Genomic DNA, 18,300 nt, shown 5'->3' with positions numbered 1-18,300 from the left:
GGGCGCTTCGCTGCTCTCATCATGACTACCACGATATACCAGCTTATGGGACACGTCACCGGTTTCAAGGAATTCAGCCGCGAGTTACCGCCTAAAGCGGCCCCGCAGGAGCGGATTCAGCACAACAGCGAGTTTGTGGGCACCTACTCCGAGCCCCAGCTTAACCAGCAGGCCGCCCGCTGCATGGACTGCGGCATTCCCTTCTGCCACGCCGGCTGCCCGCTGGGCAATATTATTCCCGAGTTCAACGACGCGGTGCACAAGCAGGACTGGCTCGAAGCCTACCAGATTCTGTCGTCGACCAACAACTTTCCCGAATTCACCGGCCGCATCTGCCCCGCGCCCTGCGAGTCAGCCTGCGTGCTGAGCATCCACTCGGCGCCGGTGGCTATTGAGGAAATAGAGAAGCACATCATCGAAATTGCCTTCGCCAGGGGCTACGTGCAGCCCACAGCCCCGGTGCTGAAGTCGGGCAAAACGGTGGCCGTGGTAGGTTCCGGTCCGGCCGGGCTGGCCGCCGCCGCCCAGCTCACCAAGGCCGGCCACAGCGTCACGGTATTTGAGCGCGACGACCGGCCCGGCGGGCTGCTGCGCTACGGCATCCCCGATTTCAAGCTCGACAAGTGGGTTATTGACCGCCGCATTCAGCTGCTGGAAGACGACGGCGTGGTGTTTCGCTGCAACACCGAAATCGGCCGTGACCTGCCCGCCGAGGAGCTTACGCGCACCTTCGACGCGGTAGTGCTAGCCGGCGGCGCTACCCTGCCCCGCGACCTGCCCATTCCGGGCCGGGAGCTGACGGGTATCCACTTCGCCATGGACTACCTCACCCAGCACAACCGCCGCGTGAGCAGCCTGCCCATTGAAGCCGCTCCACTCTGGGCCGAAGGGCAGCACGTGGTGGTTATCGGCAGCGGCGACACGGGCTCCGACTGTGTGGGCACCGCCAACCGGCAGCAGGCCCGCAGCGTCACGCAGTTTGCCCTCATGCACCAACCCTCGGCCGAGAGGCCCGCCCACACGCCCTGGCCCCACGAGCCAGCCATTTTCCGGACCAGCACTTCCCACGAAGAAGGCTGCCAGCGCTACTGGGGCATTCAAACCAAAGCCTTTCTGGGCGACGACAACGGCCATTTGCGGGCGTTGCTGGTAACGGATATTACCTGGGAAACCGACGTACTGGGCCGCCGTCTGCGCTTTACTGAAATCGAAGGCTCGGCGCGCGAAATTCCCTGTACGATGGTGCTGCTGGCTTTGGGCTTTGCTGCGCCCCAGTACGAAGGTATGCTCGAGCAGCTGGGTGTGGCGCTGGACGACCGGGCCAACGTGCAGGCCCGGGAAGGTGACTTCTCGACCAGCCGTCCCAAAGTTTTTGTGGCCGGGGATATGCGCCGGGGCCAGTCGTTGGTGGTGTGGGCCATTTCGGAAGGCCGCGAGGTGGCCCGCCGGGTAGACGCGCTGCTGACGGGCAAAACCGCCCTGCCGAGCAAGGACGCCGTGGGCATGTTTGCCTGAAGCGTCGTCGGTGCCAGCCCGGCTATCTGCGGAACATAGCTATGCGGTTGGCATCAATAGCCCGAGGCTTGGTGGCCGGGGCCGAAAACACGGCGTTGTCGGCCGTAGAACGGGCAAGCAGGCACCCCGAGCCAATGATGTTGTTACTACCAATAGCCAGGTTTTCATTGATGACCGTACCCATGCCAACGAACGTGCCGTCGCCAATGGTAACGCCGCCACCGATGATGCAGGCCGAAATAGTGGAGTGGCTGCCGGTGTAGGTGTGATGCCCAAGGATTACTCCTAGCAGCATCGTGTTGTCGCCAACGGTCACGCACGGATGAATGGAGCAGATGGGGTCGATGAACACATGCTCGCCTACCACCAGGTCGGGCCAGGTCTGGGCTTTGGAGGAAATGTAGCTGGCAAAGGAATAGCCCCGCGCCTTAGCCGCCTCGTACACGCGCCGCCGCCCCTTGACCTGGCCAATAGCAATGTGCAGCACGTAGTCGGTGGTTGGAAAGTGAGCCGGCAGGTCTTCAAAACTGACCACCGGCAAGCCGCAGAACTGGCCATTGTCGGCCGGCATATAGGCCGCATCGACGCAAAAGGCGACTACTTCGTCGGGGCTGTCGTGGGTGAAGAGGTAATGAACCATCTGGGCGTGTTTGCCCAGACCATAAATGACAACTTTCATGCTTCGTCTAGTTGATTGGGGCGGGAACCACGAGGCGCCAAGCTAGCCCGCAGGTACCGGCTCGTCACGCCCACCAGGCTTTTCAGGTTCGCAAGGCTCAGGCCTGGGCCGGTGGCCAGTGCCCGTTGCAGGAAGTAAGGAGCCGTTGGCTCCTCGCCGGACTTAATCAGATGGTCAGCAAGGTACAGGCAGTGCCGATAGAGGGCCTGCCGGACGATGCCACCACGGGAAGTAGGTGCGTAGTGAGCCGCCAGCCGCTGATACATAGCAATGTAGCGCCGGTGATTCTGGCTATGCGACACTGCCGACCAACTGCCACCCGCATGCTTACGGTATGCGGCCATCACGTCCGGCAGCCGCTTGAGTTTGCCATGCTCCGCCTGCAGAATAACGAGTGGATAATCCATCATGGGTACGGCGAACAGCCACTCCGGCAGCACGGCCAGCCGGTTGCGCAGCAGTAATGAGCAGGTCATGGGCACGGTGCGCTTGGAGGCGAGCAGCGTTTCGAAAGTGTACTCGTCTTCGTTGCTGGTGATGCCCCGGACCTGGTAGGGCTCTTCATCGATGACCATAACCTCATGGAAGCACATGGAATACTCCGGGTGCGTCGCCAGAAAGTCGACCTGTTTTTGCAGTTTGCGGGCGTCGGTCCAGTAGTCGTCGCCTTCCAGCGGGGCCAGGTATTCGCCCCGGACGGCGGCCAGGCAGGCCTGCAGGTTGCGGCCCATTCCTCCGTTGGGTGAGTGGTAGATGGGCCGGATGATATCGGGGTAGAGCCGGGCGTATTCCTGCACGATGCTCCGCGTCTGGTCCGTTGAGCAGTCCTCACCGATGATGATTTCGTAGGGAAAGTTCACTTCCTGCATCAGCACGCTGTCGAGGGCCTGCCGGATAAATTGCTGGTGGTTATAAGCCAGCATTACCACACTTACCTTCGGGTGCGAGGGGCTACTCATTTATGCACAGTAAAGCCAGCTCGGCCTCTTCAGCAGGCATACTGACTCTGACGAGCTGGGCAATCAACTGTACCTGGCTTGGGGTCAACTCTTGGTAAAACGGCAGGCATAGCACTCGTTGGGAGATATCCTCGGCAACGGGACAAGGCGCACCCGTATGGTAGGGCAAGGCGTTGAGCGTCGGGAAGAAATAGCGCCGCGTACCCACGCCCGCCGCGGCTAGCTGCTCCTTGGTAGTCAGCAGCTGCATCTCCGTGGAAAATATCACGGGAAAGTACGCGTAGTTGTAGTCTACATCCACAGTCAGAAGCGGATAGCTCAGCGGCAGCCCGGCTAATTCTTCGCGGTAGAGGCGGTAGAGAGCAGCACGATGCTCGATGAAACCAGGTACGCGCGGCAGCAGGCACAGGCCCAGAGCAGCATTCAGTTCCGAGGTTTTGGCGTTGGTACCGGCCATTACGTAGTGGTCACCGTGGTGGCCATTGGTACGAAGCAGCCCGATTTTCTCGGCCAGAGCCAGTTCGCGCGTCACGAGGGCGCCTCCTTCGGCCATATGAAACAGCTTGGTGGCGTGGAAGCTACACGCTGTTATGTCACCGTAGGTGAGCAGGGAGCGGCCGGCCACCCGGGTACCGAAAGCATGCGCCCCATCGTAAATTACCTTCAACTGGTGGCGCTCGGCTATTTCGGCAATCCGGACGACGTCACAAGGGTAGCCATACACATGCGTAGCCAGAATGGCCTGGGTACGGGGCGTGATGGCCGCCTCAATCTTGGCTGCATCAAGGCAAAAAGTGCTTTCGTCGATGTCGACAAATACCGGGGTGCATTTTTCCCAGAGAATGGAGCCGGTAGTAGCTACGTACGAAAAGGGCGTAGTGATAATCTCACCAGTCAACTCCAGGGCCCGGATAGCTAATTGCAGGGCTACTGTACCGTTGGCCACGAGTTGTACGTGAGCCTCATTGCCTACAAAAGCAGCCAGCTCCAGTTCCAGCTCTTCGGCCAGCGGGCCGCCATTAGTCAGGCGGCGCTGGGCCCAGATGCGGTTTAAATAATCGGTGTATTCAGCCAGAGGTGGCAAAAACGGTTTTGTAACGTTAATCAATGCAAGAGGCGTAAGGCCCCACTAAACCGGTAGTAGGGCTGTCAAGAACAATTCACTCTGTAACTCCTCGGGCAGTCGGACAAATCTATCTGCAGAAAATACTGAACTATATACAGCTCAAATCACCAGAAAAACTCATAGATCAAAATACCAGAAAGGCGCAATTTACTAGTGAAAGAGAAACAATCCTATATTACTGCACAATTTCGTTTTTTTATTGTTTTTTAAGAATACATAAAACACACTATTTGTGGCTTCCTCCTGAAGGTAAGTACTGTCGGCATTGGTCCACTAATCGAAGGAGCTTTGATCGGGAAAGACTCACTTGTTCAGAAATTCTCCATTGGTTCTTCATGTGAGCGTCGTTTCTTTACTCCATGCTCCAGCCCGCCGCCGCTTCCTCCGTGTATTTTCGCAATTCGCTGTGCACGATTTCCTACCACGCGCCGGGCTACGTGCAGCTGCTCTGGACCGACGCGCCGCCCACCGAAGCCGACCTGCGTGCCATTTACGCCCACGCGCTGCAAGCCATGAAGCATCACCGCACCGGCCGCCTGCTCACCGACCACCGCCGGCGCCAGCCCCTGCCGCTCACGGCCCAGCAGTGGATTGCTCAGGAGTGGATTCCGCAGGCAATGCGTGAAACCAGCTACAGCCACTGCGCCATTCTGGAGAACCAGACACCGCTGGGGCGGCTGGCGGCCCGGGCCATTGGCGAGGCCCTTACCACCCCGCTGAAATTCCGCTATTTCGCTACTGCCGAGGAAGCCGTAGCCTGGCTGCTCAAAGCGTAAAGAGGGCTGCGAAAACGGCCGGCTTGTTTGTATCTTTGCGGCCCGTTAGGCTTTTGCCCAAAGCACAAAGCCACTCCAGCCGGTACCGTTTAGCGCCGTTTTCAGGCACTGCATGGACCTTTATGCCAACGTTTTCGGCAGTTTACCTGTTAAGCTGCTGGCCGGGGGCCGCTCATTTTATTGCTTTGTTCATGACCAATTCCATTTCGACCGATATCTGCATTATCGGGGCTGGCCCAGTGGGCTTATTCGCCGTATTTGAAGCCGGTTTGCTGAAGTTGCGCTGTCACGTAGTTGATGCGCTGCCCCAGGTGGGCGGGCAGCTTTCCGAAATCTACCCCAAGAAGCCGATTTACGATATTCCGGGCTTTCCCGATATTCTGGCCGGCGACCTGGTTCAGAACCTGATGCGCCAGATTGAGCCTTTCCATCCCACCTTCACGCTGGGCGAGCGGGTAGAGCGCCTCGAGAAGCTCGACGACGGCTCGTTTCAGCTTTTCACCACCGACGGCACCGAAATCTTCTGCAAGGCCATTGCCATTGCCGGCGGCCTGGGCTCGTTTGAGCCGCGCAAGCCCGCCATCGAAAGCCTCGAAAATTACGAAAGCGGCCGGGGCGTGTATTACATGGTGCGCGACCCGGAAACCTTCCGCGACCAGCGCATCGTTATTGCCGGCGGCGGCGACTCGGCCCTCGACTGGACGGTGTTCCTGGCCGATGTGGCCAAGGAAGTAACTCTGGTACACCGCGGCACCACTTTCCGCGGCGCCGCCGACTCGGCCGAGAAGGTGAAAAATCTGCACGAAGCCGGCCGGGCCCGCTTGGTGCTGTCGTCGAACGTGACGCACGTACACGGCGCCGACGGCCTCGAAGCCGTGACCATCACGGCCAACGACGGCACGGCCGAAACCCTGCCCGTCGACTCGTTTATTCCCCTGTTCGGACTCACGCCCAAGCTTGGCCCGATTGGCGACTGGGGCCTGGAGCTGGAAGACGACGCAGTGAAGGTGAATACGCTCGACTACTCGACTTCCGTCCCCGGCATTTTCGCCATCGGCGACATCAACACGTACCCCGGCAAGCTCAAGCTCATTCTCTGCGGCTTCCACGAGGCGGCGCTGATGGCCCAGGGCGCCTTCAAATACATCAACCCCGACAAGAAGTACGTGCTCAAGTACACGACCGTCAACGGGGTACCCACTCTATAGTTATTAGTTGTTGGTTGTCAGTTGTTAGGGTTGCTATGCTCTGAATAACTAACAACTGACAACTAACAACCAACAACTAACAGCCAAGATGACCGACGAAGTACGCGTATATGTAGAGGAAGCGCCCAGCCAGCGGCGCGAGGTGGTGGCCCCCACCGATATGGCTCTGAGCCTGATGGAAGTGCTCAAGGCTAGCGGCTACGACATTCAGGCTACCTGCGGCGGCATGGCCCTGTGCGGCACCTGCCACGTGGAGGTGCTGGCCGGCCCCGCCCTCGATGAGCCCAGCGACGACGAGCTAGCCATGCTCGAAAGCCTGCCCATCATGACGCAGGGCAGCCGCCTTTCCTGCCAGATCCGCATCACCAGCCGCCTCGATGGCCTAGTAGTGCGCCTCATGCCCCAGAACACGTAAGTCACCGCTGGGCAGCAACAAAAAAGGAGAACCAGACCGGTTCTCCTTTTTTGTTGGGGTATGCAGAGTAAATTCTTACCGGCGACGCTTCTTGGAGGTCGTCTTTTTCTTCGTTGAGCCGCTTTTCTTCTTCGTGGTATGCTTGCGGGCTGAGGAGGCCGATGAGCGACGGTGCGCCGAGCGGCGCCGGTGGTAAGTCCGCGGACGGGCGGCGGGCTTAACGGCCGGAGCGGCGGCTTCTTCAGGCTTAGCCTCTTCCGGACCGATAAAGTTGCGGGCCGATACCTCCGCTGATGTGGCGGCGGCCTGTGCGGCACTTTCTTCCTGGGCGGCAGCTTTGAGGGCGGCGGCCTGCTTGCGGCGCACGGGCATGATAAAGTCACGCTCGGCCCGCTCTCGAGCGGTCAGCTTTTCTTCACCGGGTAGCGTGGCCGTCAACTGACTTTTGTGGTCGGCTGAAACCGGCTTTTTTCCTTCCTGAGCAGAAGCCGAAACGCTGCAAAACAGCAGGCCGGCCAGAACATAAATCGTACGCATAGGCAGTGTTCCAAAAGACTAGGAAGCGGCAAAATTACTATTGCCATTTTTTAATACCAAACGACGCTTTTATTTAAACTCCGGCAAAGGCCTTTTCGCCTGCCTGAGCTACGATTCAGTCCTGAAAAATGCAATTTCTTTCTACCTCTTTACAAGTGGTTCAATTTGCACGCGGGTACCAGCCGAATGGCTGCTAAACTCGGGCGCGTAGAGGCACTGAATCTGGCTGAGCCCCCCGGAAAAATTGCCGCTCTGGGCCGCCCGCAGCCGGTATTCGAACGTGTGGGTGCCTTTCGGGAAATAGCCCATAAAGAAGTTGGTGGCCGCGTCGCGGGGGCTTTCGTAGTAGCCCAGCCCGCCCTGGTAGCGGTAGCCGCTGGTCTGGCCAATCAGTTCGAGGCCGGCGGCGCGCTGGTCTTTCAGATGCACGTACTCCAGGTTTCGGTCGGAACGTAGCACGAGGCGCACCACCAGCACGTCGCCCACGCGCACGGGGGCGGCGGCCGTGAGGCGCTCTAGCACCGGCCCGCCGGCGGTACGCTGTTCGCGGTAGAGCTGCCGCTCCAGCTGCAGGCCGGTAGTGGCGGGCGTAATCTTGTCAATCTGCTCGAAATACTGCCAGTACAATGCGCCCCAGGCTACGCCCGCGTCGGTTTTGCGCACCGTCACCTTGCCCTGGGCCGGCTTGATATCGGCAGCGGCAAAAGTGGTTTTGAAGTAGCCGGTACCGGCCTGCTTAGTCGTGGGCTTGATGGCCTCCCCGCCTACCGTTACCTGCACGGGCTGCACGGGTTGCAGCCAGTCGGAGCCGCGCAGCAGCAGAGCGTAGCAAGCATCAGCGGTGGCACGGGTGCTTTCCCAGTTCTGGGTTTGCTTTTGCTTGAGCAGCCAGAGCTTCATTTCATCCACCGATTTCTGGTCGTTGCTGATTTCGTCGAAGGCTTCGATGAGCGTGGCCTGGGTTTCGGTAGGGGCCTCGCGCCAGTAGTAGCCGCCGCGCACCTCTTTCCAGTACATGCCCAGTTCGTCGGAGTGCAGCGCGTTTTCGCGCAGACCGGTCATGATATCCTTCACGGCCGGGGCCGCGCTTTTCTGCCGGTGCAGGGCCAGCGCCAGCTGGGCCTGCAGGTAGCGCGTCTGCCGGGTCCAGAACGTGGCGGCCTGCTGCTGGAAGTAGGCCAGCGCCAGCTGGGCCGACTTCGGCACCGGCTGTGTCAGCCAGAAGCTGCGGGCATACAACGCCTGAATGTGGATATCGGCCAGGTGGTCCTGCTTCAGGTCCACGCCTTTCTGCTTGCGCAATTCGGCGTAGTCGCGCTGCAACTGGTCGTCGAGGTAGCGCAGGGCGTTGGTAAGCACTGGGCGGGACTGCTCATCCTGGGTGGCATCGAAGGCGCCGAGCTTGCGCAGCTTGCCAAAACCGGCCACAATCAGCTGAGTGATGTAGCGGTCAGCGGGCATTTGCTCAAACCACGGGAAAGCGCCGTCGGGCTGCTGCATTTTGGCCAGCTTGGCCAGGGCGCGGGTTGTTTCGGCCTTCAGGCGGGGCTCGTCGAATAGCTCACTTAGCCGCCGCATCCGCTCGGTTTCGCTCTGGGCGTCGCGCACCCAGGGAGTTTCCTGCAGCAACAGGTTTTTCAGCTCCTGGTTCTGCTCCAGCTTGCTGGTGAGGGCCGATTTGTCACCGCTCTGGGCGGCGCGCTTCCACTCCTCCAGCATAGGCTTGATGCGCGGATTGCTCTGCAGAATCTTGGCCGCCAGCAGGTTGGCATATAGGCGGCTGAATACCTGCTCGGAGCACTCATAGGGGTACTCCATTAGGTACGGCAGGGCCTGCACGGCGTACCAAGCCGGGTTTTCCGTCATTTCCAGCGTCAGGGAGTAGTTGCGGCGCGTGGGCGAGGTGGTGCTGGTCAGCTTCTTGAGCTCAAACTCGCGCGTGGCTGGCCCCACGATAGGCAGCGGCAGGCTTTCGGTGATGAGCAGGCGGTTGGGCAGCACGGGCAGTGTATTTTCCTCCCCGTCGGAGAAGATTTCGGTGGGCGGCTGGTTTTTGGCTTTGCGCTTTTTGCCTTTCGCAGGCTCCGTCTGGGCCACTACGCGGTAGGTAATGGCTTCGAGCGGCACCTGACCCTCGGCGGTTTCGGGAATGCGCAGCTCCCACTCCACCGCGCTGCTTTGGTTGGCGGGCAGATCGAATTTCATTTGAGCCGCGCCTTGCAGCACCCGGCTTTCGAGGGGCTGCTGGGTACGGGCATCCAGCAGAAACAGCTGGGCCGTGCCGCTCAAGGGCTGGTCGGTGAGGTTGCTGAGCTTGGCGGAGAAGCGCAGCTGGTCGCCTTCCCGGAAGAAGCGCGGGGCGTTGAGCGTTACTTGCAGCTGCTTTTGTGTCACCAGCTCGCGGCGCAGCAGACCGCTGTGCAGCTGCTGGTCGTGGGCCAGGGTCAGCAGCTGCCAGCGCGTCACGGCTTCGGGCATCTGGAACTCCAGCACGGTTTCGCCTTGGGCATTGGTGCGCAGCGCGGGCAACCAGAAAGCCGTTTCGCGGAAGTCCTTGCGGGCCTGTACGCCACTGAGGTCGGGCGCGGCGGCGGCCCCGGCTTTCTGTGTGCCGTAGCCCACTGTAACCACTTCGTTGAGCTGAGCAGCATCGGCATTCATTGCCATGCGCTTCATGGCCATTGGTGCAGGTGCGGCAGCGGAAGGCATTACGCTGCCGGCCAAGCCCATTTCCTCGGCGGCGTTTTCCGTGTTGCCTTTTACCGTTGTGGTAGCTACTCCGCCGTAAGCCTGCTGCATATCCTCACCGGCCAGCCCCCACATATTGAGATGTGGATACAGCACTTCAGGATACGCACCGGTCAGGTCAGGTCTGAATAGTTCCTGCGAATTCTCCGTCCCAAACCGCCCGTTCCAGGCCAGCAGGGCCGGATAATAGGGCTTGGGGAATTCCAGCTCCATAAAGCGGTGCGGCCGGAATACGTCTAGCGACTGGTCGTAGAGGGAGGCCAGCAGCTCGGCTTTGGCAGGCTGACCGCCGGTCTGGTGAATGGTCACGCGCCAGGTTTCCTTCTGGCCGGGCTGCAGCTTATCCCGAAACGTAGCAACGCTGAGCACCAGCGGCGCGGGCGGCGTGGCTACCTGCACGGCAGCCGAGTGCAGATACAGGCGGTTGTCGCGCACCTGCGCCACGTGCACGTAGAGCTGCGCCTCGTCCAGGGCGGCTGTGGTGGGCACTTCCACTACGCGCTGCTCGCCGGCCCGCAGCGTGAGCCACTCTTGGCGCAGACTGCCCCCTTTGGCTTCGGCCTGTACCAGGATGCGCGCCCCGGCTTCGGAGCTGCCCACCAGGAAGCGGGCCGGCTGGCCGGGCGTCACGCTGTCTTGCAGGGCTACAAACCAGTCGGGCGTGGGCACGGGCAGCGTGGTAGCCGCAGCCGAGTACAGCGTAAAGGCTTTTTCGGTTTTTACCTCCTCCACACCCGCGGCGGCCGGAGCCGTGGCTTCCAGCACGTAGCGGCCGGGCTCCTGCCGGGCCAGCACAGCCGGCAGCTCGCTCAGCAGTGGGGTTTTATCGGTGTCAAACTCCTGGGTAGCCACCAGCGTGCGGGCCCAGGTGCTGTCGTTGTCTTCGGAGCCGTAGGCATCCAGCGGGAACTGGCGCTTGAACTCCTCCCGGCTCAGAGCCTCGCGCTCCGGCCGCTCCCAGGCCCGGGGCCGCAGTGCACGGCTGGGCGGCGTGAGATGGTAGAGGCGCAGCTGGCCTTTGGCGGGGCGGGCCTCGCCGGCCGCGTTGGTACTGAGCACTTGCAATTTGGCCACATCTTCCCGGTTCAGCAGCTCGGGCAGTTCCAGACGTAGCGTGAGGGCAGTGCTGCCGAGACTCAGGCGCTGTTCGCCGGTGCGGGTTTCGCCGGCCGCGTCGGTTACGTCGGCCGTCACCGTAAATACGTAGCCCGGGCCCCAGGGGCCGCGCTTGTTGCTGCCGGGCTGCGCTTCGCTCTGGGCCACAAACGTCACCGCGAAGCCGCCCGCCGAATCTGTCTGGGCCGTGCCGCTGAGCACTTCCAGCTCGGGCTGACTGCTGCCGAAGCCCCGACCAAACATAGGCCAAAACGTGCGGCGCACTACCCGGTACTGCACCGTGGCCCCGTCGATGGGCTGGCCGGCGTAGGCGGTGGCTTTGCCGCGCACGGTAATCGGCTGGCCCAGCACGGGCGTGCCGGCTACCGGCTCAAACGTAACCTGAAACGTGGGCCGCTTGTAGTCTTCCACCGCAAAGCTGGTGCCGCCGTCATCAGTCTGCAAACTCATTTCGCCGTTTAGCAGGCTGGTTGGCAGCACTACCGAGCCATGGAAGGAGCCGAAGTCGGAAGTGGTAAAGGGCAGCGTCTGCACGGTCTGGCCATTCACGTCTACCAAGCGCACCGATACAGTTTGCCCAGTAAGCAGCTGCGACTTGCCGGCGCGGGTTTCGGCCAGAATGCCTTTGAAATAAAGAGTCTGGCCGGGCCGGTATATGGCGCGGTCGGTGTAGAGGAAAGTACGGCGCTGGGGCCGGTCCTCATCAAGGTGGGGGCGGCGCGGGTAGTAGCCACTTTCCGTTACCAGCAGGGAGTCGCGGCCTTTGGTGAGCAGCACGGCCCGCAACTGGTTATTGAGCCCCAGAGCCGCATCTACCGGCACCTGCGTCTGGCCCTCGGCATCGGTGGTCAGCAAGGTGCCACGGCGCTGCTTATACTCGCGGGCTTTCTGGTCGAAATACTGGTAAAAGGGCAGCACCGCCGTTTGGGCCACGGGCTGACCGTTCTGCCGGTGCAGCACCAGCAGGGCCGCAGCTTCCTGGTCCGCCACGCCCCGCCGCACCTGGCTCAGCTCACTCACGCTCAATTCAGCGTAGCTGGTGGTTACGCCGGCACTTTCTTTCGTCGGGTTTTCGTCCGTGGTGCTCAGCACGATGAGGTAGTGCCCCAGCGGCAGTGCCGGACCGGCGTGCTGCACGGTATGGCTGCGGTAGTCGGCGGGACCGGATACAGATAGAACCCAGGCGGCAGCGGGAGTAGCGGCTAAAGCCCGGGCGTAGAACTTGCGGAAGCCGGCCGGCGTACCGTCCAGCTCGTTGTTGCGGGCACGCTCCAGCCGGCGCACCATCTGCGCCGTGGTTATCCGATACGCTTTGGCGTAGAGACGCGGCGCGTTGCGCACGGCCAGCTTCAGCAGCCACAGCTGGCTGGGCAGCACTACTTCTTCGGTGGTAAAGCTTACGTCAACGGCCTCGATGCGCTGCCGCAGGGCCCGGGCCTGCTGGGCACCCCGGGATTTGGGGAAGCGCTTTTCAGCTTGCAGGGCAATTTCGCGGGCCTGGGCGGGGTCAGTGGCTTCGAGGCTGCCGGCCTGGGCGGCCAGAAACTCAGTGGAAATCGGCAGGGCCTGGTAGTTGGCGGCTTCCCGGGCCAGGGCGGCGCGGTAGAGCGCAGCGTTGTCGGGCAGCGTAGCATGCTGCTCCACGAAGCTCAGGCGGCGCAGGTCCACGTCGGCCAAAGCGGCACGGTTGGCGGCGTCGGCCAGACGGAAGGCGGTGAGCTGCTGCAGCACCTGCAGGGCATGGAACTGCCCGTTGAGAGAATCGGCTTGGGGAGCAACCAGCTTGAGGCGGACAAAATCGGCGGCGGGGCCATACAGCGCCGGATTTTTCAGCTCGAACTGTGCGGCGGGCTTCGTTATATAGTATTCATCGTTGCCGAGTGCGTTGATGGCGCGGTGGGCCAGTAGGTCGTAGAGCGTGGGGCGCAGGGCGCGGCCTTCGGCATCGGCGCCGGTTACGGCGTAGCCCAGCGTGGCCAGTTTCAGCTGCTGCTGACGGGCAGGCTCATCGGCCAAGGAGGCGCGGTAGTGCTGCACCACGGCGCTGCCGAGGCGGGCCGCGTCCCAGGTCCGGATATCGGCTGCGCTGGGGTTGGCAGTATCAACTCCGGCAGCGGTGCGGGTCCGGTCGTAGAGCTGGTAGCGGTGTTCCTGATAGTAAGTGGCATAGAGCTGGGCCAGTAGGCTGTGCAGAATGGACCGGGCCGGGAACTGCGCCGCTTTCAGGTCGGCCTCTACCAGAGCAATGGCTTTTTCGTCGGCCTCTTCCTCCTTGGCCTCCAGCAGCCGCAGCTTGTAGAGCAAAGCTCGCAGGTATTCGGGCGTGTCCTGCTGCCGGCGGGCCAGTTGGTAGATCTGGTCTATTAGCGGGGCGGCCGAGGCGGTCTGGTTTTTAGCCAGCAAAGCATCTATGCGCTTCCACTTCTGCGGGTCGGGTTTCGAAGGAGGCGAGGGAGCAGAAGTGCCGAGGAGCATAATGGAGCTGCAGAGAATAAACAACAGAAATGAGCGCATAGCGGGGAAACGAAAGGGTTGCGCAAGTTATGATGCTAGCTACAACCCAATTCCACAATCACAATTAATCAACTATATATTTGTCTATCAATACTTTATGCAAAAGCAGGCTTATTCGCTGTTATTTTAAGCCTAACTTTCCGCTAGTATGAAATAAAATACTTCTCATAATCCTATATTTGCCCGCCTAACCGCACAGTTTTTTTCACCTATTCTTCATCCTCTCTCCCCCAAGGAATTATGAAAAAGAATTTACAGCGTGGCCTGTTGGCCGCCGCACTAGTAGTGGCCGGCGCTACTTCAGCCCAAGCCCAAATTACTTTCGGCCCGCGCGTGGGCCTGAACGTGGCCAATGTTGCTACCGATTTGCCCGGTAGTATTGAAATTGATACGAAGACCATTTTTGCGCCCCAGATTGGCCTGACGCTGAATGCTCAGTTTGGCAATCTGTCGGTTCAGCCTTCCTTGCTGTTTTCGCAAAAAGGCTACAAAATCGAAGAGGATGAAGACGATTATTCTTACAAGGCAACTGCCCGCCTTAGCTACGCCGAAATTCCAGTAAACTTGGTGTATACCACCGGCGGCACCGAAGGCTTCCAGGTATTTGCCGGCCCTTACGCAGGTTTCGGCATTGGTGGTAAAGCGAAGTTCGAGGAAGATGATAACGGCCAAAAGTCGAGCGGCGAAGACAAAATCAAATTTGCCAGCAAAGAGGGTGACGCCGACAAAACCGAATATTATCGCGCTTTGGATTTCGGTTTGAATGCCGGTGTGGGGTACAAAGCGGGTGCTCTCCAAGCACAGTTGGGCTACGGCCTGGGTTTGTCGAATCTTGTTCCTAACGATGAAGACGACAAGGATCCGGAGTACAAGTTAAAAAACCGTGTATTCCACTTGAGCATCTCATACTTCTTCGGCGAGTAATTTCCCCCTTGGAAATACAAAAAAGCCCCTCACCAATCGTGAGGGGCTTTTTTTATGGCTGTTACTTTTTCTCTACTGCCGGCTGTTGTCCAGCACCCGCTCGGCCTGGGCTACGTGGCGCTTGATATGCACCACCAGCAGCTCTAGCTGATCGGTGAGGCGCAGATAGAGTAGCGGCACCACCGGATTGGGAATGCGAATAGCGTTGGCGTTGACTTGCCGGGCCTGCTCCACTATGTTCACCAGCTCATCGAGCTGGCGGCCAAATACCTCAACCACCGTGCGCGGCAGGCGGCTGCCACTGGGCGCGTACTGCTGCGGCGACTTTAGCGGCTTCTCACTGGCCGGCACTTGCATGGCGTCAATCATTTTGCGGCCAATAAAGCCCGACTTCACGATTTCAGCGGGGCGCGTACCGCTGTCCTGCGCCTGCCGCAGCTTGCGCACCATCACGGGCAGCACATGGCCGCCCACGATGTTGAGGTGCTCCAGGCACTGGCCCACGCTCCACTTGTCGGGGGAAGGCCGGCGGTTGAGCTGGTCGTCGGAAAGGGGCCGAAAACGCTGCACCGTCAACTCCCGCAGGGTTTGCAGGTCGGCGGCGAGTTGGTCAAGGAAGTCGGTAGTACGCGGGGCAGACTTACTCATGGCAGGCAGGGAAAATACGGGGAGCGGCAACAGCGCGTAATATTACGTCCTAACGCCGGTTTATTGGCAATTACGCGCTAGCCGGTATTTCAGATATGGTTAGTATGGCCGCCATTTTCTTTGCGAATGGCCCGCCGGCCACCTTAGCAGAGTCGTGCTCCTATTTCTTTGAAAAATAAGCTGTCGGGCGGGCAGTTGCTCTGCGGCTAATTTTCTATACTGCGGTAGTTATTTACGATATCCTTTGTGAAGCATAAAACTATTCAGGCAACTGCGCCAGCGGGCTGGCAGCGTTGGGCGCGTCGGTATTTTGGGTTTTCACGCCGGGAAACTTCCGGCACCATTCTGCTGCTCCTGCTGATCCTAGGGCTCCTGGCCACTCCGTGGCTGCTGCTGCCGGCACTGCCAGTCTACAACCCCGCGCCCGACCAGCAGCGTCTCAACCAACTGGCTACGGAATTGGCGGCCCAGCGGCAGCCGCACGTATTTGCCGCGCGCTACCCCCGCCGCACCTACCCCCGCCGCGTGGCCGTGCCCCAAGTGGCCCTGGCGCCCTTCGACCCCAACGTGCTGACACCTACCGATTGGGAAGCCCGGGGAATGCCGTACTTTCTGGCCCAGCGCCTGGTGCATTTCCGCGACGTTATCGGGGGCTTCAAAGCCAAGGAGCAGATTCGGCGTACCTACGGCCTGCCCGATTCGGTGTACGCGCGACTGGCTCCTTATATCCAGCTACCCGACCAGCTGCCGCCCCGGGAAAGTCGCCCCGCCTACGCCGATAACAAACGCCCCTACGAGCCGCGCCCGGCCAGCAAATACGCGCGCAAACCAACGAATCTGGCGCCCTTCGACCTCAACACTGCCGATACCACCCAGCTGATGCAGATTCGGGGCATCGGGCGGGGCTTGTCGAAGCGCGTAGTGGAGTACCGGCAGCAGCTGGGCGGCTTTCTGCGGGAAGACCAGCTCACCGAAATCTACAGCCTGCGCGACGCCCCCGACTTGGTCGACAGCCTGCGCAAGTACACGTTCGTAAACCCCGCCTTCGCACCCCAGCCCATTGACATCAACACGGCTCCTTTTGAAGTGCTACAGGTGCATCCGTACGTGGGCAAGCGGCTGGCCCGGGTGGTGGTGGCCTTCCGGCTGCAACATCCGCCGTTCAAGCAAGCCGACGACCTGCGCCAAATTCGGATTCTGGACGCCGAAACCCTGGAGCGGCTCCGGCCTTATCTGCGTTTCTAGTGCGTGGCTGCTATTGGCGAATGGCCACGGCCACACCCAGTGCGCCGCCTGGCGCGTAGGTAGGCACCAACAGCAGCTTCTGGGAAAGTTTGGCGGGCAGTAGCCGCGTCAGGGCCGGGTATACCCGCCACACCGCTTCGGCCGACAAAAACCCGATACCGGCCCCGGCTAGCACGTCGGTTACCCAATGCCGGTTGTGCAGCACGCGCATCGTGCCCGTAGCCGTAGCCACGGCATACCCGCCCACGCTGATCCAAGGGCTGGTCTTGCCATACTGCTCGTGCAAAAGCGTGGCCGTCATGAAAGCCTCACTGGTGTGCGACGAGGGAAAGGAGCTGAAATCGGTGGGACTGTCGGGCCGTTGCTCGCGCACTACCCGCTTGAGGTTGCTGGTTACGCCCATATTCACGTGGTGCGCCAGCAGATAAATCAGGGTAAACGGCACAAGGCCCCGCTCCCCTTTTACGCCGGCCAGCTGCAGCGCGTAGGCCGCCGCTACCGGTACGTGCCGCGTGTAGTCGTCGAGGCGGGTATCGAAGGTGGGAAAGGCTTCGAGGGTTTCCTCCTGAATTTCCCGTTTAGTCTGTCGCAGCAGGTTGTCTTGGTTGCTCAGCCAAGCTACCCCAATAAGACTGAGCGGCACGGTTACCCGCAACGTGGCAGGTCGGGTAAGCAGCTGCAAGGGCCGATGAGCCGGCCCAGTAGCTACCGGAGCCAGCGGTGCGGCCCCGGCAACAGTGGAATCGGGCGCAATAGGAGTAGCGGCCACCTGGGCCGAGGCGCGGAACCCAACCAAGCTGCCCGCCAGCAGCAAAACGTAGCGAAAACCCATCAGGGAAGCAGAAGAGTGACGTGTATATCGTAGCAATATACTGCTAATCTGCTGCTTAAAAAACCAGCAACTTGTACTGAGCTACTATTTTTCGCTCGGGTTCCGGCCTTTTCGGCGGCCGCCTGCGTATGGACGCTGGGCGCGTTGTGTACTGCAATGGCCCCTATTTTCCGCTAATTCCCGTTAAAGATGCTGTTTTTGCTGCGCGACAAGCTGTTTCCGGTTTTGGTATTTCTCCAGTCTGTGCTCTGTGGCTGTGCCAAAGACGGAGGCCGGGGCAACTTCGACAAGGTAACGGAGGCGTATGAGGTAAAGCAGATGGGCCGGCTGCAGAAAAATGAAGTAGCCGAAAGCTCGGGGCTGGAAATAGCCAACTCGGCCGGCGACCTGTGGACCCACGCCGACGGCGGCAACACGGCCAAGCTCTACAAAATCACCCAGCAGGGCGACCTGCTCCAGACGCTCGACCTGGAGCCGCTGGCCAACAACGACTGGGAAGACTTGGCCCGCGACGACGACGGGCACCTGTTCGTTGGCGACTTTGGCAACAACCAGAACAAGCGCCGCAACCTGGCCATTTACCGCCTGGGCGGCTCCAACCTGCGCGACATTGACACCATCCGCTTCCGCTACCCCGACCAGCGCGACTTTCCCCCGAAAAAACCGTTCCGTAACTTCGACTGTGAGGCTTTTTTCTACCGTCAGGATAGCCTGTACCTGTTCACCAAAAACCGAGGCGAAGGCAAGTGGGTGAAACAGTACGTGCTACCCGCCCGCCCCGGCAACTACACCGCCCGCCTCGTCGACAGCGTGCAGATCAACACCTGGATAACGGCCGCCGACATCAGCCCCGACGGCCGCACTGTGGCGCTGCTGGGCTACGGCCACATCTACCTGATTGACGTAGCGCCCGGCCGCAAACTTTTCGACGGCGCCAAGAGTTGTCTGCCCATTCCGTCCAGTGGGCAGGCCGAGGCCCTGGTCTTCATCAACGACCACGATTTTGTCTTCAGCAACGAGAAAGGCAAACTATTCCGCGCCACCTACCGCCAGTAAAA

Annotated in this window: 14 protein-coding genes; 7 read left to right on the top strand and 7 right to left on the bottom strand. The window is 60.6% G+C overall.

The window, feature by feature from the left end:
- Positions 1–45 precede the first annotated feature (45 nt).
- Positions 46–1,515: a glutamate synthase subunit beta gene (locus tag LGH74_RS04735; protein WP_226173744.1), complete on the top strand. Its 1,470-nt coding sequence runs from the start codon at positions 46–48 to the stop codon at positions 1,513–1,515.
- A gap of 22 nt (positions 1,516–1,537) precedes the next feature.
- On the opposite strand, the gene LGH74_RS04730 is transcribed toward LGH74_RS04735, so the two are convergent.
- Genes LGH74_RS04730 through LGH74_RS04720 form a run of 3 tightly spaced genes read right to left on the bottom strand, consistent with a single transcriptional unit; the run spans position 1,538 to position 4,237 of the window.
- Positions 1,538–2,194 (bottom strand): acetyltransferase, encoded by a 657-nt coding sequence (locus LGH74_RS04730; RefSeq protein WP_226172712.1) that lies wholly within the window; start codon positions 2,192–2,194, stop codon positions 1,538–1,540.
- Positions 2,191–3,153 (bottom strand): glycosyltransferase family 2 protein, encoded by a 963-nt coding sequence (locus LGH74_RS04725; protein ID WP_226172709.1) that lies wholly within the window; start codon positions 3,151–3,153, stop codon positions 2,191–2,193. The genes LGH74_RS04730 and LGH74_RS04725 overlap by 4 nt, the downstream gene beginning before the upstream one ends.
- Positions 3,146–4,237: a DegT/DnrJ/EryC1/StrS family aminotransferase gene (locus tag LGH74_RS04720; protein WP_226172706.1), complete on the bottom strand. Its 1,092-nt coding sequence runs from the start codon at positions 4,235–4,237 to the stop codon at positions 3,146–3,148. Before LGH74_RS04720 ends, LGH74_RS04725 begins: the two co-directional genes overlap by 8 nt.
- 401 nt (positions 4,238–4,638) lie before the next feature.
- Between LGH74_RS04720 and LGH74_RS04715 the strand changes: the two genes are divergently transcribed.
- From LGH74_RS04715 to LGH74_RS04705, 3 genes are all read left to right on the top strand, one after another.
- Entirely contained in the window at positions 4,639–5,055 is a 417-nt protein-coding gene (locus LGH74_RS04715) for a SpoIIAA family protein (RefSeq protein ID WP_226172703.1), read from the top strand.
- Positions 5,056–5,246: 191 nt separating this feature from the next.
- The gene (locus LGH74_RS04710; protein WP_226172700.1) at positions 5,247–6,263 is read left to right on the top strand and encodes an NAD(P)/FAD-dependent oxidoreductase; all 1,017 of its coding nucleotides are present in this window, start codon (positions 5,247–5,249) and stop codon (positions 6,261–6,263) included.
- Between the two features lie 88 nt (positions 6,264–6,351).
- Positions 6,352–6,678 carry a 2Fe-2S iron-sulfur cluster-binding protein gene (locus tag LGH74_RS04705; RefSeq protein WP_226172698.1) on the top strand — a complete coding sequence of 109 codons (327 nt, stop codon included), beginning with the start codon at positions 6,352–6,354 and terminating at the stop codon, positions 6,676–6,678.
- 75 nt (positions 6,679–6,753) lie between these two features.
- On the opposite strand, the gene LGH74_RS04700 is transcribed toward LGH74_RS04705, so the two are convergent.
- On the bottom strand, positions 6,754–7,215 hold the full coding sequence (locus tag LGH74_RS04700) for a hypothetical protein (RefSeq protein WP_226172695.1): 462 nt from the start codon (positions 7,213–7,215) through the stop codon (positions 6,754–6,756).
- A 141-nt stretch (positions 7,216–7,356) separates the two neighbouring features.
- Entirely contained in the window at positions 7,357–13,593 is a 6,237-nt protein-coding gene (locus LGH74_RS04695) for an alpha-2-macroglobulin family protein (protein WP_226172692.1), read from the bottom strand.
- A 240-nt stretch (positions 13,594–13,833) separates the two neighbouring features.
- Here LGH74_RS04695 and LGH74_RS04690 point away from each other — a divergent pair, with 240 nt between their 5' ends.
- Positions 13,834–14,517 (top strand): porin family protein, encoded by a 684-nt coding sequence (locus LGH74_RS04690; protein ID WP_226172689.1) that lies wholly within the window; start codon positions 13,834–13,836, stop codon positions 14,515–14,517.
- A 72-nt stretch (positions 14,518–14,589) separates the two neighbouring features.
- Here the strand turns inward: LGH74_RS04690 and LGH74_RS04685 are convergent, their stop codons facing one another.
- The gene (locus tag LGH74_RS04685; protein ID WP_226172686.1) at positions 14,590–15,165 is read right to left on the bottom strand and encodes a DinB family protein; all 576 of its coding nucleotides are present in this window, start codon (positions 15,163–15,165) and stop codon (positions 14,590–14,592) included.
- 246 nt (positions 15,166–15,411) lie between these two features.
- On the opposite strand from LGH74_RS04685, the gene LGH74_RS25055 reads away from it, so the two are divergent.
- Positions 15,412–16,410, top strand: coding sequence for a ComEA family DNA-binding protein (locus tag LGH74_RS25055; RefSeq protein WP_226172683.1), 999 nt, complete (start codon positions 15,412–15,414; stop codon positions 16,408–16,410).
- 10 nt (positions 16,411–16,420) lie between these two features.
- On the opposite strand, the gene LGH74_RS04675 is transcribed toward LGH74_RS25055, so the two are convergent.
- A complete protein-coding gene (locus tag LGH74_RS04675; protein WP_226172681.1) occupies positions 16,421–17,242 on the bottom strand; it encodes a phosphatase PAP2 family protein in 822 nt (273 codons plus the stop codon).
- Between the two features lie 189 nt (positions 17,243–17,431).
- Between LGH74_RS04675 and LGH74_RS04670 the strand changes: the two genes are divergently transcribed.
- On the top strand, positions 17,432–18,298 hold the full coding sequence (locus tag LGH74_RS04670; protein ID WP_226172679.1) for a hypothetical protein: 867 nt from the start codon (positions 17,432–17,434) through the stop codon (positions 18,296–18,298).
- The last annotated feature ends 2 nt before the right edge of the window (positions 18,299–18,300 follow it).

The sequence above is a fragment of the Hymenobacter lucidus genome (genome assembly GCF_020447265.1).
Classification (GTDB): domain Bacteria; phylum Bacteroidota; class Bacteroidia; order Cytophagales; family Hymenobacteraceae; genus Hymenobacter; species Hymenobacter lucidus.
The sequence above is the reverse complement of the archived record's forward strand: the minus strand, read 5'-3'. Positions and strand labels throughout refer to the sequence as shown.